General features: G+C 71.1%; 21 protein-coding genes and 1 pseudogene. 9 read left to right on the top strand and 13 right to left on the bottom strand.

What is annotated here, in order from left to right:
- Positions 1-597: pseudogene (locus AB0B66_RS07110) on the top strand (sulfate adenylyltransferase); the annotation flags it as partial.
- A 291-nt stretch (positions 598-888) separates the two neighbouring features.
- Here the strand turns inward: AB0B66_RS07110 and AB0B66_RS07105 are convergent.
- Genes AB0B66_RS07105 through AB0B66_RS07075 form a run of 7 tightly spaced genes read right to left on the bottom strand, consistent with a single transcriptional unit; the run spans position 889 to position 9,788 of the window.
- The gene (locus AB0B66_RS07105; RefSeq protein ID WP_360524099.1) at positions 889-1,875 is read right to left on the bottom strand and encodes a glycosyl hydrolase; all 987 of its coding nucleotides are present in this window, start codon (positions 1,873-1,875) and stop codon (positions 889-891) included.
- 29 nt (positions 1,876-1,904) lie between these two features.
- Positions 1,905-3,497, bottom strand: coding sequence for a polysaccharide biosynthesis C-terminal domain-containing protein (locus AB0B66_RS07100; protein WP_360524096.1), 1,593 nt, complete (start codon positions 3,495-3,497; stop codon positions 1,905-1,907).
- A complete protein-coding gene (locus AB0B66_RS07095; protein WP_360524093.1) occupies positions 3,494-4,363 on the bottom strand; it encodes a sulfotransferase in 870 nt (289 codons plus the stop codon). The genes AB0B66_RS07100 and AB0B66_RS07095 overlap by 4 nt, the downstream gene beginning before the upstream one ends.
- Positions 4,363-5,586 carry a hypothetical protein gene (locus tag AB0B66_RS07090; RefSeq protein WP_360524090.1) on the bottom strand — a complete coding sequence of 408 codons (1,224 nt, stop codon included), beginning with the start codon at positions 5,584-5,586 and terminating at the stop codon, positions 4,363-4,365. Before AB0B66_RS07090 ends, AB0B66_RS07095 begins: the two co-directional genes overlap by 1 nt.
- A 46-nt stretch (positions 5,587-5,632) precedes the next feature.
- Positions 5,633-7,078 (bottom strand): O-antigen ligase family protein, encoded by a 1,446-nt coding sequence (locus AB0B66_RS07085; protein ID WP_360524087.1) that lies wholly within the window; start codon positions 7,076-7,078, stop codon positions 5,633-5,635.
- The gene (locus AB0B66_RS07080) at positions 7,075-8,073 is read right to left on the bottom strand and encodes a DUF3048 domain-containing protein (protein WP_360524084.1); all 999 of its coding nucleotides are present in this window, start codon (positions 8,071-8,073) and stop codon (positions 7,075-7,077) included. The genes AB0B66_RS07085 and AB0B66_RS07080 overlap by 4 nt, the downstream gene beginning before the upstream one ends.
- Positions 8,070-9,788, bottom strand: a complete 1,719-nt coding sequence (locus tag AB0B66_RS07075; RefSeq protein WP_360524081.1) for a Wzz/FepE/Etk N-terminal domain-containing protein — start codon at positions 9,786-9,788, stop codon at positions 8,070-8,072. The genes AB0B66_RS07080 and AB0B66_RS07075 overlap by 4 nt, the downstream gene beginning before the upstream one ends.
- Positions 9,789-10,123: 335 nt before the next feature.
- Between AB0B66_RS07075 and AB0B66_RS07070 the strand changes: the two genes are divergently transcribed.
- From AB0B66_RS07070 to AB0B66_RS07060, 3 genes are read left to right on the top strand one after another with little or no spacing between them, the layout of a single operon-like run.
- The gene (locus AB0B66_RS07070) at positions 10,124-10,564 is read left to right on the top strand and encodes a UDP-N-acetylglucosamine--LPS N-acetylglucosamine transferase (protein ID WP_360524180.1); all 441 of its coding nucleotides are present in this window, start codon (positions 10,124-10,126) and stop codon (positions 10,562-10,564) included.
- The gene (locus AB0B66_RS07065; protein ID WP_360524078.1) at positions 10,561-12,102 is read left to right on the top strand and encodes a glycosyltransferase; all 1,542 of its coding nucleotides are present in this window, start codon (positions 10,561-10,563) and stop codon (positions 12,100-12,102) included. The genes AB0B66_RS07070 and AB0B66_RS07065 overlap by 4 nt, the downstream gene beginning before the upstream one ends.
- A complete protein-coding gene (locus AB0B66_RS07060; protein WP_360524075.1) occupies positions 12,099-13,010 on the top strand; it encodes a glycosyltransferase family 2 protein in 912 nt (303 codons plus the stop codon). The genes AB0B66_RS07065 and AB0B66_RS07060 overlap by 4 nt, the downstream gene beginning before the upstream one ends.
- 57 nt (positions 13,011-13,067) lie before the next feature.
- Here AB0B66_RS07060 and AB0B66_RS07055 read toward each other — a convergent pair whose 3' ends face one another.
- From AB0B66_RS07055 to AB0B66_RS07030, 6 genes are all read right to left on the bottom strand, one after another.
- On the bottom strand, positions 13,068-14,597 hold the full coding sequence (locus AB0B66_RS07055) for a DNRLRE domain-containing protein (RefSeq protein WP_360524072.1): 1,530 nt from the start codon (positions 14,595-14,597) through the stop codon (positions 13,068-13,070).
- 266 nt (positions 14,598-14,863) lie between these two features.
- On the bottom strand, positions 14,864-16,186 hold the full coding sequence (locus AB0B66_RS07050) for a hypothetical protein (RefSeq protein WP_360524069.1): 1,323 nt from the start codon (positions 16,184-16,186) through the stop codon (positions 14,864-14,866).
- Positions 16,187-16,427: 241 nt separating this feature from the next.
- The gene (locus AB0B66_RS07045; RefSeq protein WP_360524066.1) at positions 16,428-18,857 is read right to left on the bottom strand and encodes a malectin domain-containing carbohydrate-binding protein; all 2,430 of its coding nucleotides are present in this window, start codon (positions 18,855-18,857) and stop codon (positions 16,428-16,430) included.
- 480 nt (positions 18,858-19,337) lie between these two features.
- Positions 19,338-19,805 carry a 2-C-methyl-D-erythritol 2,4-cyclodiphosphate synthase gene (gene ispF, locus AB0B66_RS07040; RefSeq protein ID WP_360524063.1) on the bottom strand — a complete coding sequence of 156 codons (468 nt, stop codon included), beginning with the start codon at positions 19,803-19,805 and terminating at the stop codon, positions 19,338-19,340.
- 77 nt (positions 19,806-19,882) lie between these two features.
- Entirely contained in the window at positions 19,883-20,584 is a 702-nt protein-coding gene (ispD, locus tag AB0B66_RS07035; protein ID WP_360524177.1) for a 2-C-methyl-D-erythritol 4-phosphate cytidylyltransferase, read from the bottom strand.
- 26 nt (positions 20,585-20,610) lie between these two features.
- Positions 20,611-21,096, bottom strand: coding sequence for a CarD family transcriptional regulator (locus AB0B66_RS07030; RefSeq protein ID WP_120317389.1), 486 nt, complete (start codon positions 21,094-21,096; stop codon positions 20,611-20,613).
- 296 nt (positions 21,097-21,392) lie between these two features.
- On the opposite strand from AB0B66_RS07030, the gene AB0B66_RS07025 reads away from it, so the two are divergent.
- The 5 genes from AB0B66_RS07025 to disA all read left to right on the top strand — a co-directional run bounded on the left by AB0B66_RS07025 (position 21,393) and on the right by disA (position 26,241).
- Complete coding sequence (locus AB0B66_RS07025; RefSeq protein ID WP_360524060.1) at positions 21,393-21,821, top strand: hypothetical protein; 429 nt, start codon at positions 21,393-21,395, stop codon at positions 21,819-21,821.
- 233 nt (positions 21,822-22,054) lie between these two features.
- Entirely contained in the window at positions 22,055-22,855 is an 801-nt protein-coding gene (locus tag AB0B66_RS07020) for a UbiA family prenyltransferase (RefSeq protein ID WP_360524057.1), read from the top strand.
- 52 nt (positions 22,856-22,907) lie between these two features.
- Complete coding sequence (locus AB0B66_RS07015) at positions 22,908-23,633, top strand: hypothetical protein (RefSeq protein WP_360524054.1); 726 nt, start codon at positions 22,908-22,910, stop codon at positions 23,631-23,633.
- Between the two features lie 25 nt (positions 23,634-23,658).
- Positions 23,659-25,080, top strand: a complete 1,422-nt coding sequence (radA, locus tag AB0B66_RS07010; protein WP_360524051.1) for a DNA repair protein RadA — start codon at positions 23,659-23,661, stop codon at positions 25,078-25,080.
- 48 nt (positions 25,081-25,128) lie between these two features.
- The gene (gene disA, locus AB0B66_RS07005) at positions 25,129-26,241 is read left to right on the top strand and encodes a DNA integrity scanning diadenylate cyclase DisA (protein WP_203695235.1); all 1,113 of its coding nucleotides are present in this window, start codon (positions 25,129-25,131) and stop codon (positions 26,239-26,241) included.
- Positions 26,242-26,368: the final 127 nt, after the last annotated feature.

The raw sequence follows: 26,368 nt of genomic DNA, 5'->3' as shown, positions 1-26,368 counted from the left end.
GTGCGCTTCCCCGTCCAGTACGTCATCCGCCCCCAGTCCACCGTGGTGACCGACTACCGCGGCTACGCCGGACAGGTCGCCTCCGGGATCCTCAAGCCCGGCGACGAGGTCATGGTCCTGCCGTCGGGCATGACCACCAAGATCGCCGGGATCGACACCGCCGACGGACCCGTCACCGAAGCGTTCCCGCCCATGAGCGTGACCGTCCGGCTCGAAGACGAGATCGACATCTCCCGCGGCGACATGATCTGCCGCCCCCACAACACCCCCACCCCCGCGCAGGACATCGAAGCCCTCGTCTGCTGGATGGACGACAAACCCCTCACCGTCGGCGGCAAATACGCCATCAAGCACACCACCCGCACCGCCAGGGCGATCGTCAAAGGCCTGCAATACCGGCTCGACGTCAACACCCTGCACCGCGACGACACCGCCACCCAGCTCGGGCTCAACGACATCGGCCGCATCCGGCTGCGCACCACCATCCCCCTCATGGCCGACGAATACCGCCGCAACCGCACCACCGGCGGCTTCATCATCATCGACGAAGCCACCAACCGCACCGTCGCCGCCGGCATGATCATCGAAGCCGCCTGACCAACCCGGCTGACACGAAACCGCGCCCTCCCGAGTGGGAGGGCGCGGTTTCGGCTTTACGGGCTCGCTGCCCGCGACGCCCACCCCCGGTCATTCCGCACTGGGGAAAGATCGCCGTCTCCGGTCAAGAACTGCGGCCCCACCGCACGATCTGACCTGAAACGGCGATCACCACCGACCACCGACCCGCACCCGGCAGCCCCAGCCAGTCGATCACGGCCCCAGGGGTGCGACACGCCGTCGAGCCCCTCCATAAGTTCATGATCAGCGCGGACCGGGGCCGGGGGTGGGTCAGTGGCCGGGTTGGCGGGTTAGCCAGGGGTCCTTTGCCAGCATGGTGAGGGCCTTGAGGGCGTCGGGTTCGTTGTCGAAGGTGGTGGCGTAGCGGGGGCGGGAGTCCGTGGCGGTGCTGAAGTAGAGGACGCCCTTGATCTGGGGGTGCTGGGGTAGGGCCAGGCGCATCTCGTTGAGCCAGGCGGAGCGCTGGCCGGGCTCGCCCTGCACCACGCCAAACTCGCCGATCAGCAGCGGGCGGGGGCGGTGCCTCGCCCACTCCAGGACCGGGGCCATCAGCTCGGTGAAGGTGTACATCTCCGGGCCGGAGTACACGTCGGCGCACAGCCAGTCGACCTGGTCGTCGCCCGGGTAATAGGGCTGGGCGCGGCCGTCCATGAAACCGTCGGCGTGCGGGCACCAGACCCAGGCCGCGTTGTCCGCGCCGACCTCGGTGAAGATGCCGCGTACGTGCTTCCACGCGGCCACGTAGTCCTCGGGTGAGTGGACCACGTTGAACAGGTTCGGGCGGTCCATCTCCCAGCGGTAGCGCAGCAGGATCGGCGTGCGGAAGTCGCGTACTGCCGCCGCGCGCTTGCGGATCTCCTCGTCGTAGACCCCGGTGACGATCGACCGGGTGTCGGTGCCGGCCCAGGAGATCATGAGCAGCTTGCCGCGGTGGACCAGCTCGTAGTCGTACGTCGAAGGGAAGTCGTCCTGCCACGGGTGGAACGAGTGGGCCAGCGCCAACGGACGGTCGATCATGTCCTCGAAGCCGTCGATCGCTTCGAGCTGGTCGCCGGTGCGCCGGTTCTGCGCGTTCACGAACGCACCGAACCAGGCACCCGTCTCGGGCACGGCAGGGCCACGTCCGGTGGTGGTGAAGGGGCCGGACGCGGCCGCGGGGAGTTGCTTGAGGGTGGGGCTGGGACGGGCCGGCACCGCCGGCTCGTCCTCTGGGACGACGGTCGTGCAGCCGGCAGCCGCCACTGCCAGAAGCACCATCACCAGCCCCGCAGCCGGTAATGCTCTTCTCATGGGACGAGGGACTCCACTGGGGGTGAGGGCTGTGCCGGGGTCTTACCACGGCGCCGGAGCGCGCGCAGACCGGCCAGTTGCAGAACGTGCCGGCACCGCCACACTACCGCCGCATAGGCGACTGTCGCGACGAGCACCGAGGCGAACCCGACGAGCGGGTGGTCGCCGAGCAGAGCACGGACCAGCAGTGGCAGGGCGGCGTAGCACGCGACGGCGGCCGCCATCGCGATGAAGCCGCCCCGGCAGAGGGGGGACAGTCCGTGCCTGCGCTGCAGCTGTACCAGCGGTAGCAGGTTCTTGATGAGCAGGGCCGCCGACCAGGCGATCGCGGCGCCGACGATCCCGTAGGACGGGATCAGCACGATGTTGAGGACCACGTTCACCACGAGGGCGAGCATGGTCTGGAAGAAGGCGATCCCGGTGTGGCCGGCCATCTCCTGGACCGTGGAGACCATGCCGCACGCGGTCGCGACGAGCATGGTCAGCGACAGCACGACACCGACGAGGCCCGCGTCGCCGCCGGCCGTGTAGCCCTCGCCGAACACCGTCATCAGCTGCCCGCCGAAGATGGCCCAGGTCAGGTAGAACGGCCAGATGAGCGCGATGAGCCAGGTGGTGGTCATCTGGTAGAGGCTGTTCGCCTCGTCGTGCTTGTCCTGCGCCAGCAGCCCGGAGAAGCGGTGCTGCACGGTCTGCCCGAGCGCCTGGCCGCCGAGCTGGCCGATGACCAGGAAGCGGGTGGCGGCGGTGTAGAGCGCGGCGTCCACCGGTCCGCGCAGCGCGGCCATCAGCACGACGTCGAGCCGCTGCAGTGCGAGCTGCGCCAGGCCGGTGCCGGCCCGCGGCGAGGCGTAGCGCCAGAACCGGCCCCAGTCCTCGCGGGTGGGCGCCTCGACCGGCTGCCCGCCGGAGCGCTCGGCCTTGCGCCGCAGTTTCGCCGACCACAGCACCGCCACGACCAGGCCCAGCGCGTACGGCACGGCCCAGGCCAGGGCCAGCGACACCGAGCTGGTCCAGCCCGCCACCAGCACTGCGACGACGCCGAGCAGCTGCAGGCCGGGCCGCAGCACCCGCATGACCATGACGTTGGGCCGGGTGGTGCCGAGTCCACGGCCGACGGCCAGGTGCACGCCGGTGATGGTGGAGGTGGGCAGGAAGACGGCGAACACCCGGATCGCGGCGACCGTGCCCGCCGGGGCCTCCGGCAGCATGACGTCGACCAGCCACGGCGCGGCGAACCAGAGCCCGGCCGCGACCAGGATGCTGGCCACCACGACCGGGGTCATGGCGACCCGCACCGTGGCCCGGATGCGGCCGGTCTCCTCCCGGACCCGCTGCTGCGCGAGCAGGTAGACCACGCCGGTCTCCGCGCCGAGCAGCGCGGCCGCGGACAGGATCAGAAATACCGAGGTGAGCGTGAACAGCACCCCGGCGACACTCGCGTCGAAGCCGCGGGTGACCACCACGGTCAGCGCCAGCCCGGCGATCGCCGAGATTCCCGCGCCGACCAGGTTGAACAGGCTGCTGCGCATGACGCGCCCGCGGTCGGCCCCGTAGGCGCCGGCGTGGGCCGGCGCGTCGACGCTCATCGCCGCCAGCTCGGCTGATGGCCGAGCCAGTCGGCGAGGCGGGCGTCGTACGGCGCGAAGTGGTCCTCCAGCCGGGACCGCAGCTCGTCGGACATCGGCGAGCGCGGGCGGGCGTTGTGCTGGTCGTGCACGATGCCGGGCACATCCGGGATGCCGAGGAACTCGCACACCCCGCTGAAGACGCGCGCGGGGTCGGCGAAGTAGTCGTGGCTGTCGACGACGTGCAGGCGCTCCCGGCCGACCAGGGACTCCAGGTGCAGCAGCTGGTCGATGTACTCGCCGCGGCCGAGGTGCGCGAGGTGGCGTACGGCGTGGCTGTGGTAGTTCGGGTCGGCGGCCATCTTCTCGCGCTCGCCGGCCATGCGCTCGGCCTCCAGCGCGACGGCCTGCTCGAACTTCTCGGTCTCGAAGCCGCGGGCGTACTCGTGGGCGTGGCCGGAGTAGGCGCGCTCGACCGGGTCGCGCAGCAGCACGATCAGCTTGACGCCGGGCAGGTCCTTGGCGATGCGCTGGGGGGCCAGCGGGTGCCACATGTAGTAGGGGCTGGCCTCGCCGGTGACCACGGGGTGGCCCAGGGTCTGCGCGGCGCGCTCGGCCTTGGTGCGGCTCACGAAGTGGCCCATGAACCAGGCGTGGCCGCGGTGGTAGTCCATGTCGAAGTAGTGCACGCCCTTGCGGAAGCGCGGCGGCAGGTAGGCCGGGTGCTGCGCCAGCGCCTTGTGCAGCGACGTGGTGCCGCCGCGCTGGGTGCCGACGATCAGGAAGGACGGCACCATGCGCCGGTCCGCGGTGAGCTGTCCCGCGGTCCGGGCGAGCGCGCCGGCCTTGCGCCAGACGAACTTGCGTACGCGGCTCTTGACTGCCATCAGTTCTCTCCCACCAGAGAAGCCCATCGCCCGCCCAGTCCGGCGAACGCCCCGTTGATCCACTCGTCGACGCGCCCCATCGGCCGGCCGAGGTTGTCCAGACCGTCGCCGAGGTACCGGCTGCCGATCTCGACGAAGTACAGGGCGGCGACCTCGTTGGCGACCGCAGCGTCGACCCCGAGCGGGGCGAGCAGTTCGACGGCCCGCTCGGCGACCGCACGCGCGGCCACGACCGGGTCGGTGTGCCGGACCGCGACGGCCTCGTGCAGTTCGAAGTGCAGCGGGTCGTAGCCGACGGGCACGTCCGGGGTGAAGCGTTCGAAGTCCCACAGCAGCAGCTCACCGTCGCGGACGGACATGTTGCCGCCGTTCCAGTCGCCGTGCCAGCAGCCGAAGCCGAGCTCGGCACCGGCGCACTCGGCCAGCGCGCGGCGCATCAGGGTCGCGGCGGGCCGCTCACCCAGCACGTCGACTTGGGCGGCGAGCCGGGCGGCGTAGGTGCTGCCCGCGTACCTGCCGTGGGTGACGCCCTGCACCTGGGCGATGGACCGCATCGCGGCCAGGCTCAGCGGGGTGAGTCCGTCCGGCGGTGCCTCCGCGCTCACCGGCAGCGCGCCGACGACGAGCAGGGCCGCGCCGGCCCACGTGCCGAAGTGCAGCACCTCGGGCACCCGGGCGGGGGCCAGGTCGCGGTCGGCGAGCAGGCGCAGCGCGCGGTGCTCGGCGTCGATCAGAGTCGTGGTCAGCTCGTTGACGGCCATCTTGGCGTACGCGATGGTGCGTGCCCGGCCGTCGATGAGCTGGAGCACGGGTTTGCGGTTGGCCCGTGGCGGCCCGAAGCGCACGCTCAGCCGCACCTGCTCGCCGAGCAGCCCGCTGAGGTGCTCGGCCAGCGACGGCTCGGCCCGCACCGCCAGCCGGTCACGGAAGAGCAGATCGCCGAGGGTGCGCCGGCCGAGTCCGGTGGAGAAGACCCCGGCGAGCACCCGCTGGCGCAGCCGGTCCTTGGCCGACCGCGGGGCGCTGGTGTGCCGGATGGCGGCCCCGGCCGCGCGGCGGTCGCCGTGCGGCACCAGCAGCCGGGCCTTGCCGATGGCGGGGACCACGGTGTAGACCTCGTCCGCGGCGTGCGCGCCCCGGCCGAGGAAGACCCGGTCCGCGGGGGCGCCGACGGTGTCGTCGCCCAGCAGCCGGCCCAGTTCGGTGAGGAACTCGCCGCTCACTTCGCCGCCTCACGGCGGCGGGCGGTGGTCAGGATCGGCGCGCGGCTCATGTGTACACCCGGTTCGTCTCGTTGCGCCAGAGCAGGGCCAGCGGGACCATCATGATCACGAGGGTCATGCCGGTCGAGTTGTAGATCGTGGAGAACCAGACCGCCAGCGGCACGGTGACGCCCGCGGCGATGCCGAGCCACGAATGATCGCGGCGGAACCGCCAGCCCATCCACAGGAAGAACAGCAGGTAAAGGCCGGCGCCGACGAAGCCCTGCGTGATCAGCAGCATCCACAGTTGGCCGTCGCTGCCGATGTCGCGGTTGCCGCACTGCTCACAGGACGGGCTCTGGCCGATCGCGATGGACCGCTCGCTGCCGATCGTCTCCGACTGCCCGCCGAACCCGATGATCGGCGAAGCCTTGGCGGCTTCCAGGGCGGCGGCGTTGAGCGAGGCCCGGCCCTCGTTGGAGTGCGGGTTGTCCATGCGGGCCATCACGGTGCTGCCCAGCGGCGTCGCGAGCACCAGCAGACCGGCCAGTGCGACCGCGACGAGCACGCCGGCGACCGGCATGATGCTGCCGCGGATCGCCATCCGGACCACCAGGTAGGCCAGGATGATGCCCAGGCCCGCCCAGGTGCCCCGGTTGAGCGAGTAGACGATCGGGATCATCGCGGCGACCAGGATCAGCGACGGCCAGACCTTGCTCCACAGGCCCTTGGCCTTGTACAGCGTCGCGAGGATGAACCACGGCAGCAGCACCGCGATGCACTGCCCCCACGCGTTGGTGTACTGGAACGGCGCTGCGGGCCGGGGCGAGGGGGCCTCGCCGACGATGGTCTGCCACTGGGCGAACTCGATCCGCACCGAGGACCGCACCCAGCCGTTGGCCAGCAGCGACTTCGGCAGCACCTCGGCCAGCGGGGTGGTCACCGCGATCCGCGGCAGGAGCACGCCCGCGATGCCGCCGACGACGAGCACCACGAAGAAGTAAGCCAGGAACTTAACGACGCGTTTGGTCGGCAGTTCGCGCTCGGTGAGGTTGCCGACGTACAGCAGCACCACGATCGCCGCGGCCATGTCCAGCAGGCGGCGGACGAAGGCCAGGATCCGGCCCAGCCCCATCTCCGGCGGCAGCGCGTTGGGCACGGTGGCGTCCAGCATCACGACGCCGACCAGGCCGAGGAAGCACAGCAGCAGCCAGGCGAAGACCGGGGCGGGCATGCGCACCCGGCCGCGCCGGAACAGCTCCAGCGCCATCGGGATGGCCAGCAGCGGCACCCAGGCCAGGGTCAGGCCGAGCAGCCAGCCCACCGGGTACAGCACGATCATCGCGAACAGCGCCCAGTCGCGGGCCGGGATCGGGTCGCGCTGGCCGCGGCGGTGCAGCACGGCCGCGAGCGGCGGCAGCGCTCGGGCGTGCTCGGGCGCCGCCGCCACGCCGCGGGCGCCCTCACTGCCGGGTGCGGTGTCCCCCGGCAGGCGGCCGGCGGCGGTGCTCACGAGACCGTCACCTTCGCGGTCGAGGGCAGCAGCAGGATCCAGGTCGGGCCGGGGGTCAGCCGCACCACGGACTGCTCAGGGCCGAGCAGGTTGAGGGCGGCGAAGAAGCCGTCCTTGTTCCACGTCGCCTTGACACCCTGACCGGCGCCGAACACCTGGGCCGCGCCCTTGCCGATCGGGTCGGCCATGGTCACCTCGCGGTCGAGGGCCTTGACGTCCTTCTTGTTGAACGGCGTGGTCAGCAGGACCAGGTTGGCCGTGGCCACCGGCACCCCGCCGAGCGTGGTCTGCCAGCGCCGGGCCGTCGTGTCGAACTTCCAGGTCACCGCGGCTTTGCCGGGGGACGCGATGGAGATCGTGGTGGCCGGGGTCGCCCCCATCGCGACCGGCTCGCCCGCCTGGCCGAACTGGAACAGCGAGGCCAGCAGCTTCTGCTGGGCCGGGGCGGACGCCTGCAGCGTGCCCGTGTTCACGAAGACCCGGCCGGAGACGGTGGTGAACCCGGTCTTCTTCGCCGGGGTCACCGCGGCCAGCTTCGACAGGGTCAGCAGGTCGAGCCAGCCCTTGGGCGTGCCGTTGTGCACCATGTACGGCTGCAGCTGGTTCAGCAGCTTGATCTCGGCGGGGCGCACCGCGGCCACCGGGCCGACCTTGTCCGCGGGGGTCGACTGGAACACCGCCGCCACCCGCAGCAGCTTGCCCTCGGCGAACTCCAGCTCGACGACGTCGGCCTTGTCCAGCCCGACCGGGGCCGCGGCGCCCGTGCCCACCTCGATGGGCACGATGACCGCGGCCTTCGACTTGGTCGCCTCCTCCGTCTCCAGCCCGGTCAGCGGCGCGCGCGGGCGCACCGCCTCGGGCGACGGCAGCGTGAACGGCGACTGCTCGATCGGAGCGGCCGTCGTCGGCGGCTTGGCCGGGCCGACCGAGCATCCCGAGGTGAACGCCGCGGCGGCCAGCGCGGCCGCCGCACCCAGGCGCAGTGACCGCTTCATCGCAGATCGGCGGAGGTGGTCTGGTCGGAGGAGGAGGTGCGCTTTCCGTTCACCTTGCTGTCGGTGGTGCCGCCGGCCCAGAACTCGATCCGGTCGCCGTCCTCGCCGACGCGCGGGATGACCATCGTCTGGTCGAATTCGCGGCCCGCCCGGGGCAGATCCGCGGATGCCGGCACAGCGGGCTGGTCGACGACCGCGGCGCTGGGAACCGCCTTGACCTTGATCTTGCGGCCGACCCGCGGGCTGCGCACGACCAGCAGGCCGGCCAGCGGGCCCTGGACGCGGGCGACCTGCTCGACCGACTCCTCGACGTCCTCGGCGCGGGCCACCCGGGTCTCCACGACCAGCAGGACGGACGCGGCGATCTCGCTGAGCGCCTGGGCGTCGACCGCGCGGCTCGGCGGCGCGGTGGCCAGCAGCACCCGGTCGGCCTGCTGCTGCAGCTGCGCCAGCAGGTCGGACACGGCGGCGACGGGCAGCTCGACCCGCGGGTCGAGGCGGCCGGCGCCCAGCAGCGAGACACCGCGGATCGCGGGCACGGCATACAGGGCGCTGTCGAGGGTGACCTCACCGGCGATGACGTCGCCGAGGCCGCGGGACGGGCTCACGCCGAGCATGCCGGGCAGCAGGGAGGTCGAGTCGGTGCACACGATCACGACGCGCTCACCGGAGCGGGCGAACGCCGCGGCCAGGTTGGCGACCACGAACTCGACCGCCGGGCCGGGGGCCGCGCCGCAGATCAGCAGCGCGTCGGTGGCCGAGGGGCGACCGCCGCGAGCGGCGCCGGCGGCGACCCGCAGCACGTTGCGCAGCAGGCTGAACTCGCGGCCCAGCGCGCTCGCCGCGTCGGCCACCGCCTTGTCCCGGCCACGCTGCACCTCCATCAGCACCGGCACGTCGTTGCGGTAGGGGATCTGGCGGCTGTGGTAGATCCGGGAGTCCATGCGGTCCAGCACCAACGCGCCCGCCAGGCCCAGCAGCAGGCCGATCGCGACACCGCTGACCAGGTAGAGCATCAGGTCCGGCTTGGCCGGCGAGGTGGGCTTGGTCGCCGCGGACAGGATGTTGCCCGGCTTGACCGTGGTGGCCAGCAGCGGGATCAGTCGCGCGTTCAGGGTGTTGATCTGCGAGGTGAGGATCTGCTGCTTCTGCACGGCCTTCTGCCGGTCCGCGGAGTTCGCGGCCAGGCCGACCAGCTGCGCGGCAACCTCGTCGAGCTGCTTGGTGAGGCCGGCGATCTCGTCGCGCATGGCGGCGCCCTGCACGTCGACGTTCTTCTGCGCCTCCGCGGCGCGCTGGTCCAGGTAGGCCTGGGCGAAGGCCTGCGAGCCGCGCTGCGCCTCGGCGACCGTGGGGGCGTCGAACGTGATGGAGAGCACCGAGGTGTTCGCCGGGACCGTCACGGTGACCCGGGAGACCAGCTCCTCGACCGGGGTGTCCGTGTTGAGGAGGTTCTTGGCCGCGCCGCCGACCGTCGTGGAGCGCACGACCTGGGACTCGGTGTCGAGGTTCACCTTGGTCGTGGTGTCCTGGCCGACCTGCATCACGAGCACCTTGGTCTCGGACACGTACACCTTGGGCTGGGTCGCCGCCACCCCGAGACCGCCGACCGCGCCGACCGCCACCGCGATGACCACAAGCCACCAGCGGCGGGCCAGCCAGCCGACGTAATCGCCCACGCTCGCCGTCGGCACCGAGGCCGCATTCGTAGCCATTGATTCCCCTTGTTAACAAACCCATGAACACAGGACCGACGACCGGCGCGGCGCAGGTGAAGACGCCCTGGGTAGACGGTCCTCACCCTAGCCATCGCTGCCTGGCACGCGCTCAGCCAAACGGCCACTTCTGTGTCAGACCGGAGTTATTGGACGCCACGATCGCATCTGCGGGGTCAAGAGTATGACGGCCGAACCTGCCGTTCGGTCAGATCACGTGCACTGTCAGGCTACCGACAATCGTCCGCAACGAAATGTTAAATCGTGTCGCTAGGCTGCGGGTCGTCGACAGGAAAGGAACCGAGGTGGGCGAACCGAATCGTGCACGTCATGTCATGCTGGTCGGCTCGTCGGGCGGACATCTCGCCCAGCTGTACGCATTGCGTCCATGGTGGACAGACCGTTTCCGCACCTGGGTGACGTTCCCCACGCAGGACGCGCACAGCCTGCTCGGTGGGGAGAACGTGGTCTACGCCCACTACCCGACCACCCGGAACATCCCGAATCTGCTGCGCAACGCACTGCTCGCGGTGAAGATGCTGCGCAGATCGCGGCCTGATGTGGTGATTTCGACCGGTGCGGGCGTGGCGCTGCCGTTCTTCATCGTCGCCCGACTGCTGCGGATACCCACTGTTTACGTGGAGGTCTACGACCGGTTGGAAACGCGTACCCTGACGGCCCGGCTGTGCAAGCCGTTCACCTCGCGCATGCTGGTCCAGTTCGAGGAGCAGCTGCGGCTGTACAAGGGCGCGACACTGGTGGGGCCGCTGCTGTGACGACCACCTCCCCCGACTTCCCGCAGCGCACCGCGCTGACCGTGCCCGCGCCGCGCCGGCCGGAGCGCGACGCCGTGCTCGTCGTCGTCGGCACCGACGTGCACTCCTTCGACCGGTTGCTGGACTGGGCCGAGCGCTGGTCCGCCGGCAGCGGCGTGCCCTGCGTCATGCAGTACGGCTCGTCGACCCCGCGGCAGGCACCCGGCTCGGACGCGTTCTTCGACCACGAGACGCTGAACGAGCGGCTGCGCCAGGCCGCGGTGGTGGTCTGCCACGGCGGCCCCGCCACCATCACCGAGGCCCGCCGGGCCGGGCACAAGCCGATCGTGGTGCCCCGTGACCCGACGCTGCACGAGCACGTCGACGACCACCAGCAGCGCTTCGCCGCCCGAATGGGCAGCCTGGGCATGGTCGAGCTGTGCCGCACCGAGGCCGACTTCCGGGCCGCGCTCGACGCCGCGGTGGCCGAGCCCACCCGGCTGCGCATCTCGGGCAGCGAGGCCGGTGCCGCGGCGACCGCGGCCGCGCTGCGCGTGGGCGCGATCGCGGACGGCCTCATCAAGCGCACGCCCCGGCCGGCACCGTCCGATCAGGTCACCGTGCTGTTCATCGGTGGCTGGGGGCGCAGCGGCTCCACGCTGACCGACCGGATCCTCGGCCAGGCCCCCGACGTGTGCGCGGTCGGTGAGGTGACTCACATCTGGGAACGCGCCCTGCGCGACAACGAGCGCTGCGGGTGCGGCAGCGCCTTCGCCGACTGCCCGTTCTGGGCGAAGGTGGGCGATCTGGCGTTCGGCGGTTGGGACAAACTGGACCTCGACGCCGCGATGGCGCTGAAGCACCGGGTCGACCGGATGCGCTTCGTGCTGCGGATGTCCCTGCCGTTCTTCCTGAACCGCCGCAAGAAGGACCTACGTGCGTACGGCGAGTTGCACCGCAGGATCTACCGCGCGGTGGCCGACGTCTCCGGGGCGAGCGTGGTCGTCGACTCCAGCAAGCACGCCTCGCTGGCCTTCGCCCTGCGCCACGCGCGCGGCATCGACCTGCGCGTGCTGCACCTGATCCGGGACGGGCGCGCGGTCGCCTACTCGTGGAGCCGCGAGGTGCGCCGTCCGGAGATCGTGGGCGCCGAGGTGTTCATGCCGCAGTACTCGACGGTGAAGTCGGGGGTGCTGTGGTCGGTGCACAACGCGCTGTTCCACGTGCTCGGCTGGGTGCGCACGCCCACGCTGCGGCTGCGCTACGAGGACGTGGTGGCCCGGCCCGTGGACGGCCTGCGCCGCATCCGGGCCTTCGCGGGCCTCGGTCCCGGCGGCGCGGAGTGCCTGACGCAGCCCACCGACGGGCTGCCCGTGGCCCGGCTGGAGACCACCCACACCGTCGCGGGCAATCCGATGCGTTTCACCAACGGCGAGCTGGAGCTGCGGCTCGACGCCGCCTGGCGTGGCAAGCTCGCCCCCCGCAAGCGCCGCATCCTCAGCGTGATGACGTGGTTCGGCCGCGCGCGCTACGGCTACCTGGACTGGAGAAGGAAATGACGGCGAGCGTCTCGGTGGTCGTGCCCACCCGCAACCGCCCGGAACTGCTGCGCAAGGCGATCGACGCGATCCTGGGCCAGGACTACCCCGGCCCGGTCGAGATCGTCGTCGTGTACGACCAGAGCGAGCCCGACTACTCCCTGGTCCAGGACGACCCGCAGCGCCGGGTCCGGGTGATCACGAACACGCGCACCCAGGGCCTGGCCGGCGGCCGCAACACCGGCATCCTGGCCACGGCGACCGAGCTGGTCGCGTTCTGCGACGACGACGACGAGTGGCTGCCCGGCAAGCTGGCGGCCCAGGTCGCCATGCTCGACGCCCACCCGGCCTCCGAACTGTGCTCGATCGGCGTCGTCATCGACTACGACGGCAAGGACGTGGACCGCACCCTGGACCGCGACCTGGTGACGCTGCCCGAGCTGCTGCGCTCGCGGCTGACCGAGCTGCACCCGTCGACGTTCCTGTTCCGCCGGGCGGCACTGGTCGACGGGATCGGCCTGGTCGACGAGAACATCCCGGGCAGCTACGCCGAGGACTACGAGCTGCTGCTGCGCGTCGCGCGGCGGGCGCCGATCGCCAACGCGCCGGGGGTCGGCGTGCGGGTCCGCTGGCACCGGCAGTCGTACTTCACGGCGCGCTGGGCGACCATCGCCGAGGCGCTGGAGTGGCTGCTGGAGCGCTACCCGGAGTTCGAGGGCGCGCCGCGCGGCCACGCCCGGATCACCGGGCAGATCGCGTTCGCGCAGGCCGCGGGCGGGCACCGCAAGGACGCCATGCGCTGGGTGAAGAAGACCATCCGGCACAGCCCCCGCGAGGCCCGCTCCTACCTGGCGCTGGCGGTGGCGACCCGGCTCGTCTCGGCCGACACCGTGCTGCGCCGGCTGCACCAGCGCGGCCGCGGCATCTGACGCTGCACGACGAAGGGGGCGGGATCCGCGGATCCCGCCCCCTTCCGTCTGCTCACCTCACGCGTCGCAGAACCCGCGCCACGCCTTCTGGCTGGGCGCGTCCAGCAGCCGCCAGTCGGCCCGGGTGAAGTCGACGTCGAAGTACGTCACCCACAGCGCGCCGCCCTTGATCGAGGCGTTGCCCGCGGCGGTCAGCCAGGCGGCCCGGCCGGTGCCCGAGGAGTCGCCGGGCAGGATCGCGGTGCCCAGCTCGGCGATGCCCCACGGCTTGCCCTCGGCCTTCGACACGTTCGCCACCCGGTTCACCATGGTCGCGGCGTCGGGGTACTTCGGGTTGGTGAAGTTGAAGTTGTAGACGTCCCAGCCGAGCACGTCGATGACGTCACTGCCGGCGTAGTAGTCCTTCCACTTGCGGCCGGACTGCGGGAACACGCTCCAGTCCATCAGCACCAGCGTGGCGTGCAGCTTCGGGTTGCCCGCCGCGTCGGCCAGCCCGGCGATGCGCCGCCAGGCCGCCCGGTAGTCGGCCGCGGTGAACACGCCGGCCTCGATGTTGTCCTCGGGCTCGTGGTAGTAGACCCAGTAGACGTCGCGGTCGCGGGGAGCCTGGGCGAACCAGTTGCGCAGGTAGGAGTCGCGAGAGCCGCCGAGGATCTCCTTGGGGTTGTACTTGAAGGAGACGACCACGGTCCGCCCCGCCTTGCCGGCGTTGCCGGGCCAGGCCGCGGGCGCGCCCGTGTAGAACGTGCGGAACGCCTCCAGGCCGCCGTAGAGGTTGTCGACCCGGGTCACACCCTGGGCGTACGACTCGCCGCTCTTCGGGATGAAGCCGACGCCGCACAGCGTGCGCCCGGCCGGGATGTTGCCCGGCGGGTTCGGCTGGCCCGGGGTGACCGAGGCGGAGGGGTCGACCGACGGCGAGACCGACGCGCCCGGTGAGGCGGTGCCGGACGGGTTCGGCTTGCCGCTGCCGTCGCCGCGCTGGTGCCCGTCGAGCGTCTCGGTGTCCTGGATCTCGATGAAGGTCACCGCCAGGGCCGGCGCACCGGCGCCGTGCTCGCCGGCGAACAGGGTCAGCGTCTCGCTGTCGCTGGCGTTGGTCACCGCGAACGAGTACCGGGCCGGGCCCTGTCCGGGGGCGGGCACCGCCGCGCTGACGTCGAAGCTGACCAGGTTGCTCGCCGAGACCGTCGGCTCGCCGCCGAGCACCTCGCCGAGGCCGGGCCGGGTGGCGTACGACAGCTCCTTCTCGGACCAGTCGCTGCTGAGCACCGAACGCACCTGCAGCGACGCCGGGGGTTTCGCGTCAGCCTGCAACTGCAGCGACATGGACTGGACGCGGAAGCCGGCCGGCGTCGCGACCTGGAACTTCAGGTATGTCACCGCGTAGTAGTCGGGACGTGCGACGGACACCAGGGTGTCCCGGCCGCCGAACACGGTGTCCGGCTCCTCACGCACCACGTATCCGTCCTCGCCCACAGGGATGCGCTGGGTGGTCGTTTCGGGCGGGCTGTCCTTGGCGAACACGATCGCCACGCCGATCAGTGCCACACCGACGCAGGCGGCGACGACGGCGGCCACGATCATGCGGCCGCGCGACGGCGGCCAGAAGCCGCCTCGCCGTGTTCGAGGGGGGTCCAAGCGTTCTGGCGGTGCGAAGCGGGTGCTCCGCGCGGGGTAGGCCACAGTCAGACTCCGAGCAGGTTCACGCGGCCCGTGCCGCGATCTCTGTATTGGCTCATGGCAGCCGTATGCGGCGCCGTCGCGAACAAGCATTGTCCGCCACGGCGCCGCACATCTCACTGCCGATCCTGATCACATTTCTCGTGATCGGCGATCGGAAGGCAATCCGATCACATTACCGGCAATGGAAAGAATGCGATCCTTCCATGGAACTCGCCATGAACTGTATCGGTATCGCTGGCAATCCACAGTCCTGCGGTAGTGGGGTAGATGTCCTCAGTGCCGACGCCACGATCCTTTCCGGGGTTCCACGCGAAGGCTTTGCCGGTCACCGGATTGATCGCGCCGATGCCCTCGGCCGGGACCGCGCCCGGACCGGCGCTGTCCCGGCCGTCCGGGTTGTCCAGCCAGCGCTGGTGGCCGCCGACGTAGACGGCCGCCCCGGCGACCGCGACCGACAGCAGCGTGTCCCCGCCGGTGTAGTTGACCCACACCGGCTGCTTGTTGGCGACCTGACTGACCAGGTCCCACCGGGCCGCGGTGTCGCACAGCGAGCCGGTGCGCCGGGCACCGGTGGTGACCGCCACGAACCAGGTCCCGTCGGCCGAGATGTCGACGCCGCGCATGTAGGTCGGGAACGAGTTCGCGCACATCTGCTGGTAGCGCGTCGTCGTCCAGGGCGAGAGCGTGGCCGGCGAGGTCGCCAGGTTCACCACCGCGATCTGGTGCCGGGCCTGGCCCGCGACGCTGCTGAAGTTGCCCGTGATGACCAGCTTGGAGCCGTCGGGGGTGACGTCCATGCCGGTCACCTTCACCGCCGAGGTGGCCCCGGAGCCGGTGACCCGTGCCCCGTCCAGGCTCATGTTCACCGAGGCGTCGGCCGCGCCGGTGCCCGCGTTGAGTGCGGCCAGGCCGCGCCGGCTCGCCCCGCCGACGGCCTGGAAGCGCCCGCCGAGCAGCAGTCGGCTGCCGGTCAGCTCCAGCTCGTCGACGCCGCCGTTTATCTCCGGCACGGTGAAGCCGGACACGGACGCGCCGGTCGTCGCGCTGATCCGCTCCACGCCGCGGGAGCGCACGCCGTTGACGTTGGTGAAGTCGCCGCCGATGTAGAGCGACTGGCCGTCGGGCGCGGCGACCAGGGCGCGGACGGTGCCGTCGACGACCGGCTTGAACGTGGTGTCGATCGCGCCGGTGGTGGCGTTGAACGCGAAAAGCCGGCGCTGGGTGGTCACCGTGGCCGAGTTCGACGGCCTGATCTGGGTGAACGAACCGCCGACGTAGACGCGGCCGCCGATCGCCAGGATCTTGAAGGCGGTGCCGTCGAGCGCGTGCGGCGTCCAGTTGACCGGATCCTGCCCGACCAGTGCGGCGTGCTGGACCGATACCGCCGAGACGGGGGTGCCGACGGCGACGGCGGCGAGGGTGGCCGCAGTGGTCAGCGCGACGAGCACCGAGCGCCGCCTACCGCGACGCGCGATCGAGAAGCCATACATACGTCCGGATGCTGCCACGAATCGGCAAGCGAGCCTGTCGTGCAGGCGACCGCGGGAAAGCCCGGTAACCGCTTGCGTGAATACCACTTCACGCACTATTACGGGTCTATTGTCGACAATTAACCCCGGGCATTCGGCACACTTTAGCCGTTCGGCCCGTAACCGGCAACGGGCCGTCCCCACAAAGAGAGCGGACCGGCCACCCGAGGGTGACCGGTCCGCTTCACCGCTTGGTGCTCGCTCAGCCGAACAGGAAGGCGCCCGGAGACGTCCAGTTCACCGAGTCGATCGCCGGACCGCTGACCGCGGTCGCGACGCCGCTGAACGCGGTGCCGTCGAACGCCCGCTTGACGAGCCGGCCGTCGGTACGCGACCAGTACACGTAACCGCCGGACAGGAACAGCGTGCCCGACGGAACGCCGAGCCACTCCAGCGAGGTGCTGGTGCCGCTGCCGTTGGCCTGGAAGCGCTGCGAACCGATGACCCCGCTGTCCGGGCTGAAGTAGCGCCAGAACAGCGAGTTGTTCCCGTTGATCGTGTAGTACAGGCGGCCGTTGCTGTAGAACATGCTCCGCACGCTCGGCAGCTCGGTGTAGATCGCGGTCTTCTTGCCGTCGTACGTGGCAGTGGACCCGAACTCGTCCACCAGCACACCGTCCCAGCGCGGGTCGGAGTGCGGGTTGTGCAGCGAGGCCGGACCGAAGTTGACCCCGTCGAACGTCCGCTTGTAGAAGTTGCTGTCCGACATGCCGTAGTACAGCGTGTTGTCGACCAGGAACGCGCCGCGCAGGTTGGCCCACACGGTGCCGTCCGCGCCACCGACGCCGGTGAGCGCGCCGGCCGTGGTGCCGTTGTACGTGCGCTTGGCGACACCGAGGCCGGTGCCACCGCTGGTCCGCACGATCTCGATCGCGTCCACCGCGGGGTTGAGCAGCCCGTGGATGAACTCGATGTTGATCGTCCCGTCACTGGTGACCGGGAACTTCAGGGTGTGCGCGACCTTGTAGCCGACCTGGGCCACAGTGTCGTAGTCGTCCGCGCGGACCACACCGTCGATCTTGATGTCGAACACGCGCTGACCTGCGGAGCTGTAGTTCCAGTCCCGAGCCACGAAGGAGAGGCGGACCTCCACCTGCGTGCCCGCGGCGACCGGGAAGTTCCACATCATCTCCGGCGCGGCCGACGGGTCGAACCGCCGGTCGTCGAAGACCGCCATCGGCGTCGAAGCGGCCACCGAGGCGTCCGCCGTGATCGTGTTCGACACGATCGTATTGGCGGTGCTGCCCGAGTTGCGGTACAGGCTGGTGCTGGCGGTGTCCGCCAGCCAGGCCATCTCACCGTCGGTCGCCGCCAGCTCCGGGCCGCCCGCGTTGACGCGGTACAGCACGTCGTTGGCCGGCACGGTGACGGTGCTGTTCGGGAAGAACACCTCCGTCGGCAGGTCGCCCACCACGCCGGCCGGCGGCGTCAGGCCGCCCTCGAGCGGGAAGTACGCGATCCGGCCGCGCATGTACTCGTAGTTGCCGATGTAGGGGGTGTCCGAGCCCACGTAGAGGCCGTCCTCCGTGGCGTACAGCGCCGAGGCACCGACACCACGCGGGTTGCGGCCCGGGTTCCACTTCATCGGGATGCCGGTGGCCGGCTCCAGCGCGGCCAGACCCGGACGCGCCACGGCGCCCTGCATCGCGGTGTCCTTGCCGTCAGCGTTGTTCATCCAACGCTGGTGGCCGCCGACGTAGACCGCCGTGCCGGTGATGGCCACCGACAGCAGCGTGTCGCCACCGGTGTAGGCGATCCAGGCCGGCTGCAGGTTCGTGCCGGTCACGAAGTCCCACCGGCTGGCGGCGTCGCACAGGGTGCCCGCGTTGGGCGCGCCCGTGGTTACCACCACGAAGTACGTGCCGTCCGGCGAGATGTCGACGTCGCGCACCCACTTGTCGAAGTGCGTGGCCTTGCAGCGGTCGTCGAACCGGTTGGTGTGCCACGCGGCGATGGACGCCGCGGCGCCGGTCAGGTTCAGCACCACGACCTGGTCGTAGTCGCCGCCGTTGGCCTGCTTGAAGTTGCCGAGCACGACGGCCTTGGTGCCGTCCGGCGTGATGTCGAGCTCGGTGGCGCCGACGGAGGAACTCGCCCCGGAGCCGTTGTAGTTGTGGTGCCCGGTCAGCGCGATGTTCACGAACGGGTCGAAGACACCCGTGGTCGCGTTCACCGACGCCAGGCCGTTGCGGGTGTTCCCGTCGGCCGTGGTGAAGAAGCCGCCGACCAGGATCCGGTCGCCGAACTGCTTGACCGAGTTGACCGCGCCGTTGAAGGACGCCGCCTTGAACGACGACACCACGGAGCCGTCGGTGGTGTTGAGCAGGACCAGCCTGCTCCAGCCACCGGCCTGCACCCCGGTGAAGCGGCCGCCGACGAAGACCGTGCCCGGCTGGCTGCCCGGCTGGAGCGACAGCACCTCGTCGTTGATGTTCGGCGCGAACGTCGGGTCCACCAGACCCGTGGTCGCGTCGAACGCGAACAGGTACGGCCGGCTGTGCACCGTACCCGTGCCTCGGTCGGTGACCCCGGTGAAGGTGCCGCCGACGAAGACCTTGTTGTCCACCTTGACGATCGCGTTGACCGTCCCGTCATTGATGTTCGGTGTCGCGGTCGACGGAACCGCGGACACGGACCGATCGTGCGGCGGTTGCACCGCCGACGCCGGACCGACGCCCAAGAGCAGGGCCGCGATTACCGCAGTCCCCGCCACCGTGGTGCGACCTAGCCTTCGCACAGTTGTTTTCTCCCGCCCAACCAAAGGAAGCGGGCCCGGTAGAGACACCGGTGCCCGGACGCGATAAGCCGCAGCTGACGCTAATCCTGAAGCTTCGGCGAACCCGCTGTGCAAGGCAAGGGGAGAGCAGGCAATGTGGCTGATCGGACAATCAATCAACACCCAAGGCGGGTGGGTGTTGTATCTTCCGCGACGGCAGCTCAGCTGGCAGCCACGGGAGCGACCGGATCAGCTCCTCCTCGTGTCGACTGCACGACATCGAGTGACCGAGTAAGCCTCAGCGTCCGATCACGACGGTCGTGTTATCTGGAGCGAGTCTAATTCGGACCGGCCTGGTTTGCCAACTGTCCGACTATGCCCTGCTCATCGACATGATCAGGATTGCGGGAGCACCAGCGCGACCGCGATCGCGGCCAGCCCTTCGCCGCGGCCGGTGAATCCGAGCCCGTCCGTCGTCGCGCCGGAGACGCTGACCGAGGCCCCCGCCGCGGCCGACAGCACCCGCTGCGCCTCGTCCCGGCGCGTGCCGACCTTCGGGTACTTGCCGACGACCTGCACCGAGACGTTGCCGATCTCGAACCCGGCGGCGCGGACGAGCCGGGCCGCCTCGGTGAGCAGCGTCACCCCGGAGGCGCCTGACCACTCCGGCCGGTCCACGCCGAAGTTCGCCCCGAGGTCGCCCAGGTCGGCCGCACTGAACAGCGCGTTGCAGGCGGCGTGCGCGATCACGTCGCCGTCGGAGTGGCCGGCCAGTCCGGGCACGTCCGGCCACAGCAGCCCGCCGACCCAGCACGGGCGGGTCTCGTCGAACGCGTGCACATCCGTCCCGATACCGACCCTCACCGGCCGCCTCCTAGATCATCACGGCGCCAGGGTGGCGACACACCGCCGAACACTGCCATAGGTTCATGATCGACCGGCTAGAGGGGGTGGGTGGCCAGGAGGGATTCGGCTATGAGGAGGTCTAGGGGGCGGGTGATTTTGAGGGCGAGGTCGCTGCCGGGGACGCAGTGGACCTTGTGGCCGAGGCGCTCGACCATGCCGGCGTCGTCGGTGTGCTCGTCGACGGCTTCGGCGTGGGCGCGGATCAGGGTCAGGCGGGGGAAGCCCTGGGGGGTCTGGATCACGCGCAGGGGGGTGCGGTCGATCGTCTCCAGGACGTGTTCGCCGGCGTCCACCCGCTTGATGGTGTCGACCACGGGCAGGGCGGGCACCACGGCGGCCGCGCCGGCGCGGACCGCGTCGGCCACCGCCTCGACCAGCTCGGGCGGGGTCAGCGCGCGGGCGGCGTCATGCACCAGCACGACCTCGATGGATTCGGGCACGACGGCCAGGGCGGCGGCCACCGACTGCTGGCGGGTCGCGCCGCCGGGCACCACCGTGGCGCCGGGCACCAGCGCGCGGACCGCGTCCACGTCGTCGGGTGGCGCGGCGATGACGATCATGGCTACCGAGGGAGCCAGGGCGAGCCTGCGGCACGCGTGCACCAGCAGCGGCTCGCCGGCCAGCTCGCGCAGGGCCTTCGGGGTTCCGCCGCCGAGGCGCACGCCCATGCCCGCGGCGGGAACGAGAACCGCGACGTCCTTGCGCCGGTGGGGCGCAGGAACGTCGCGGCTATCGATATCAGATGACACTGCCGTTGTGCGGGTCACGCCTCGGCGAGCACCTTGTCCAGAAGGACCTCTGCGCCGTCCTTGGTGCTCTTCTCGGCGAGCGCGACCTCGCCGACGAGGATGTCCCGAGCCTTGGCGAGCATCCGCTTCTCCCCCGCCGACAGACCACGCTCACGCTCACGGCGCCAGAGGTCACGCACGACCTCCGCCACCTTGAGCGGGTTACCCGAGGCGAGCTTCTCGAGATTCGCCTTGTAGCGCCGCGACCAGTTGGTCGGCTCCTCGGTGTGCGGGGCGCGGAGGACGTCGAAAACCTTGGACAGGCCCTCTTCGCCAACCACCTCACGCACGCCGACGATCTCGGCGTTCTCGGCGGGCACCCGCACCGTCAGGTCGCCTTGAGCAACCCGAAGGACGAGGTATAGCTTTTCCTCGCCCTTGATGGTGCGGGTCTCGATAGCCTCGATGAGTGCGGCCCCGTGGTGGGGGTAGACAACGGTCTCGCCGACACTGAAATCCATAGGTACGAAACCCCTTTCGCTGTGTCTAGGGTAACACGGGCGTGCCGCGCAGTCCCAGCCCGTCTTGCACAGTTAGCGCAGCTCACCCCCGTTGTGAGCCGTATTTCTTCTGCTTGACACTGCTCCGCACCGCTTCTTCCGCTACGCTGAGTAACCTTTTATGCACTGATTGGCATCTGTGGGGTCGATGTCCACATCGCGAACAGACCTCAATCTCCTCCGATGCACCACTAGCGTGAGTCTGTACGACGCGGGACAGTAGAGAGACGCGGTGCTGAACGCGCGAGGAGCCGGCGATGGGCACGCTGGGCAACGGCCTTCCGGACCTCCCGCCCGAGTGGGGTGAGGTCGTCATTCCCGATGACCCCGCTGAGCTGGCCGAAGAGGCGGAGCGGGTCAGGGACGAACTGCGGGCCGAAGCCAGGGCCGCCCGGCGCGCGGCATGGCGGGCCCGCTGGCGACGCCGGCTGCACCTGCCCGAACACATCGATGACCCCGATCAGCCCTCACTCGTGCTGCCGCTCATCGTGCTCGGCGTCGCCGTGGTGATCACTCTGCTGAGCCTGCTGCTCATCGCCTGGCCCGGCCTGACCAAGTCGACCCCGGAGAGCCCGCAGCCCGGCCCGCCCGTGCGCCCGGCGGTCTCCGCCCCCGCGAGTTCCCCTCCCAGCACGTCGCCGACCGGAACGACTGTGCCGCCGAGCGAGCACTTCCCAGGCCCCTGACCCGTCCGGCCGCCCCGCCGCCGCCGGCCCCGCCCACCAAGATCGTCCGACTCGCCGGGCAGACGTGCGTATCTTGAAGCCTCTTTCACCCACGTGCCGGGCAAGTCGAGCGATCTTGGTGCAGCGCCGCGCCGTGCCGAACCGGGTGGGGCGAACGGGCGGCCGGTCCCGAAAAGGCGGGACGGGCGGGGCGGCCGGTCCCGATGGGGCGGGTCAGGCGCGACACTGTTCTGATGTCACCGCTGGGTCTGCTGCGCGCCTGCCATCCCCTGCCCGCGCTCGCGGTCACCGTGTTCGGCGGCCTGCTGGCGGTCGGCATGGGCCACACGCCAGGCGGCGTCGCGGCGGTCATGGGCACGGTCGCGCTGAGCCAGTTGTCGGTCGGCTGGGCCAACGACGCGATCGACGCCGCCCGCGACGCGGCGGTGGGACGGATCGACAAGCCGCTGGCCGGGGACCCGGCGGGCCGCCGTACCGTCGCCGTCGCGGCCGTGGTGGCCGCCGCCGCGACCGCCGCCGCCTGCGTGTGGTGGGGGTGGCCCGCGGGGGCCTGGTTCGCCGTCGCCGTGCTCTCCGCCCACCTCTACAACTGGCCGCTCAAGGCCACGGCCTGGTCGATCGTGCCCTACCTGGTGTCCTTCGCCGGCCTGGTGATCTTCGTCAGCACCTCGCTGCCGGGCGCACCGGCCCCGCCGGCCTGGCTGATCGCCGCAGCAGCCCTGCTGGCCGGTGCCGCGCACCTGCTCAACGCGGTGCCCGACCTGGCCGACGACGCGGCCACCGGAATCCGCGGCCTGCCCCAGCGGCTCGGCGCGCGGCGCAGCCTCGCCGCCGCCTCGGCACTGCTGCTGGCCGCGACGCTGACCCTGCTGGCCGGAGCCCGGCCGCCGCTGTGGGCCGGGGCGGGCGCGCTGCTCACGGCCGTCGTCCTGATCATCATCGGCTGGTACGCGGCACCGCGCGCCGCCTTCCGCGCACTGCTCGCGGTGGCCGCCGTGGACCTGGCTCTGCTGGTGCTCAGCGGGGCGCTGTGATCGGCGGCGGGTCGGCTGCGTGGCCTCGATCGGCGGACACTACGCTGAGCCCGTGACTCGCTCGATCACCATGCTCCTGGCCGGTGGTGCCACCGCCGCAGCCCTGGCCCTGACCGGCTGCAGCGCCGGCATGAACTCCCAGACCGCCGACCAGGTCGCGGCCGTGCCCGGCTACAGCCTGACCGTGCCGGGTCCGAACGGCGGCAGCGTCGCCCTGCGCGACGCGATGCTCGCCTACGCGGGCCCGAAGGGCTACGCGCAGGGTGCGACGGCTCCGCTGCAGGTGCGGATCTTCAACGACACCCAGCAGCCCATCACGCTCGACAAGTTCGAGTCGAACGATGCGGCGAGCGTCAAGCTCGTCTCGGCGGCCGACCTGAAGGCGAGCGCGAGCCCGAGCCCGGCGGCGGAGTCCCCGAGCCCGGCGGCGACCAAGTCGCCGAAGGCGTCCGGCAGCCCGTCTCCGAACGCGGAGGCCAGCCCGGAACCCGAGGCCAGCCCGAGCCCGGCCACCGCGGCCCCGGCGAAGCTCACCATCCCGCCGGCGGGCTACCTGGAGCTGACGCCGGCCAGCGGCCAGCTCCTCGCCCTGACCGGGCTCAAGAAGCCGGTGCCCAACGGCGAGGGCGTGCACCTGAAGCTGACCTTCTCCAACGGCGTGGTCATCGAGACCCTGCCGGGCACCGTGGTGCCGCTCGCGCCGCCGCTGAGCCCCGAGCCGCGCCTGCCCGCCAGCGCGCCGCCGACCCGCCCCGGCACCGAGGGCGAAGGCCACTGACACACCCACGGGGTAGGTTGCGCACGTGACTGTGCGCAGCACCTCCTCGAAGACGGCGAAGCCCGCACGCCCCGGATACGTCTGTGACGCGTGCGGGCATCAGCCTCCCAAATGGTTCGGCCGCTGCCCCGAATGCGGCGAGTGGGGCTCGGTCATCGAAGCCTCGACCGGCCCGGCCCTCGGCGCGATGCGCAACGTGGCCCCCCGCTCTCCCGGCGAGCCCGCCCGGCCCATCGCCACCATCTCCGCCGTGCCCGCCCGTGCGGTCGCCACCGGCGTCAGCGAACTCGACCGCGTGCTCGGCGGCGGCATCGTCCCCGGCTCGGTCGTGCTGCTGGCCGGCGAGCCCGGCGTCGGCAAGTCCACCCTGCTGCTCGACGTGGCCCAGCAGTGGGCGTCCGGGGCCGGCAGCCCCGCCCTCATCGTCAGCGGCGAGGAGTCCGTCAGCCAGATCCGGCTGCGCGCCGAACGCATGAACACCCTGCACGAGCAGCTCTATCTGGCCGCCGAGACCGACCTGGCCGCGGTGCTCGGCCACCTCGACGCGGTCAAGCCGGGCCTGCTGGTGCTCGACTCCGTGCAGACCATCGCCGCCCCGGGCAACGACGGCGTGCCCGGCGGCGTCACCCAGGTGCGTGCGGTCACCGCCGCGCTTATCGCCGTGGCCAAGGAGCGCAACATCGCGGCCGTGCTGGTCGGCCACGTCACCAAGGACGGCAACGTGGCCGGCCCCCGCGTGCTGGAACACCTGGTCGACGTGGTGCTGCACTTCGAGGGCGACAAGCACTCCTCGCTGCGGCTGGTTCGCGGGCTGAAGAACCGCTTCGGCGCGGCCGACGAGGTCGGCTGCTTCGAGATGCACGAGAGCGGCATCGCCTCGCTGCCCGACCCGTCGGGCCTGTTCCTCACCCGGTATGCCGAACCGGTCCCCGGCACCTGCGTCACCGTCGCCATGGAGGGCCGCCGCGCCCTGGTCACCGAGGTGCAGGCGCTGATCGGGGCGACCGTGGCCGGGTCGCCGCGGCGCACCGTCTCCGGCCTCGACTCGGCCCGGCTGGCCATGGTGCTGGCCGTGCTCCAGCGGCGCACCGAGCGCATGGCGCTGCACGACAAGGAGGTCTTCGCCGCGACCGTCGGCGGCATCCGGGTCGTGGAGCCCGCCGCCGACCTGGCCGTCGCGCTGGCCGTCGCCTCTGCCGGGCTCAACCTGTCCATGTCGCCCCGGCTCGCGGCCATCGGTGAGGTAGGTCTCACCGGTGAGGTGCGCCGCGTCGGCGCGGTCCCCCGGCGGCTCGCCGAGGCGGCCCGGCTCGGGTTCAAATACGCTCTGGTACCGCCTGGTTGCGGACCGTCGTCAACGGGTACGGCAGCCGGGGACATGCGGGTCGAAGAGGTGTCCGATCTGCGTACGGCACTGCACTGGGCTGCGCGGTTGTCCGCTGAGTGACGCTTCCACCACGGGCCGACGGGCAGTCTCCGGCGGCCCCCGTAGACTGTGCCCGTGCCGATCGATCGCGACACCACCTGGAACACCGCCGCAGTCGGCGGTGATCCGTTGCGCGCCACCCTGGCACGGGTAGCTCCGGGCACGCCTCTGCGCGACAGCCTCGAGCGCATCCTGCGCGGCCGGACCGGCGCCCTCATCGTCCTCGGGTACGACAAACTCATCGAGACCCTGGCCACGGGCGGTTTCCCGCTCGACGTCGAGTTCTCCGCCACGCGCCTGCGTGAGCTGTGCAAGATGGACGGCGCCGTCGTGCTCTCCGCCGACGGCACCCGCATCCTGCGCGCCGCCGTACACCTGATGCCCGACGCCTCCATCCCCACTGAGGAGTCCGGCACCCGCCACCGCACCGCTGAGCGCGTCTCCAAGCAGAGCGGCTACCCGGTGATCTCGGTCAGCCAGTCGATGCACATCATCGGCGTCTACGTGGCCGGCCAGCGGCACACCCTGGACGACTCCGGGCAGATACTCTCCCGCGCCAACCAGGCCCTGGCCACGCTGGAGCGCTACAAGTTGCGCCTCGACGAGGTCAGCGGCACCCTCTCGGCCCTGGAGATCGAGGACCTGGTCACCGTCCGCGACGCCCTGGCCGTCGTACAGCGCCTCGAAATGGTCCGCCGCATCTCCGACGAGATCGCCGGCTACGTCGTCGAACTCGGCACGGACGGCCGCCTCCTGTCCCTCCAGCTCGACGAGATGATGGCAGGCGTTGACGCCGACCGCACCCTCGTCATCCGCGACTACCTCCCCCCGAACCGCAAGACCAGAACCGTCGACGAAGCACTGGTAGAGCTGGACCTGCTGACGGCCAGCGAACTCATCGACCTCGTCTCGGTCGCCAAGGCCATGGGCTACCCCGCCACCACCGAGGCCCTCGACGCCGCCGTCAGCCCCCGCGGCTTCCGCCTCCTCGCCCGCGTCCCGCGCCTCCCAGGCGCCATAGTCGACCGCCTCGTCGACCACTTCGGCAGCCTCCAGCGCCTCCTCGGCGCCACCGTCGAAGACCTCCAGGCCGTCGACGGCGTCGGTGACGCTCGCGCCCGGGGTGTCCGTGAGGGTCTGTCTCGACTTGCTGAGACGTCAATTCTTGAGCGTTACGTCTAGACCGTGACTGCGTAGGCGTTCCGCGGGGGTTGGGGGTCGAGGGCTGGGGCCGCAAAGAGCGCGGCCTTTTACGCCCTCGACCCTCTGCAGGCCGCGGCGCTGCTCGTAGTGCAGGTGCGCCGCGCCG

Origin of the sequence: Catellatospora sp. NPDC049111 (genome assembly GCF_040648615.1) — a bacterium.
Lineage (GTDB): Bacteria > Actinomycetota > Actinomycetes > Mycobacteriales > Micromonosporaceae > Catellatospora > Catellatospora aurea.
Note: the sequence above shows the minus strand (reverse complement) of the source record. Positions and strands in the feature narration are given on the sequence as shown.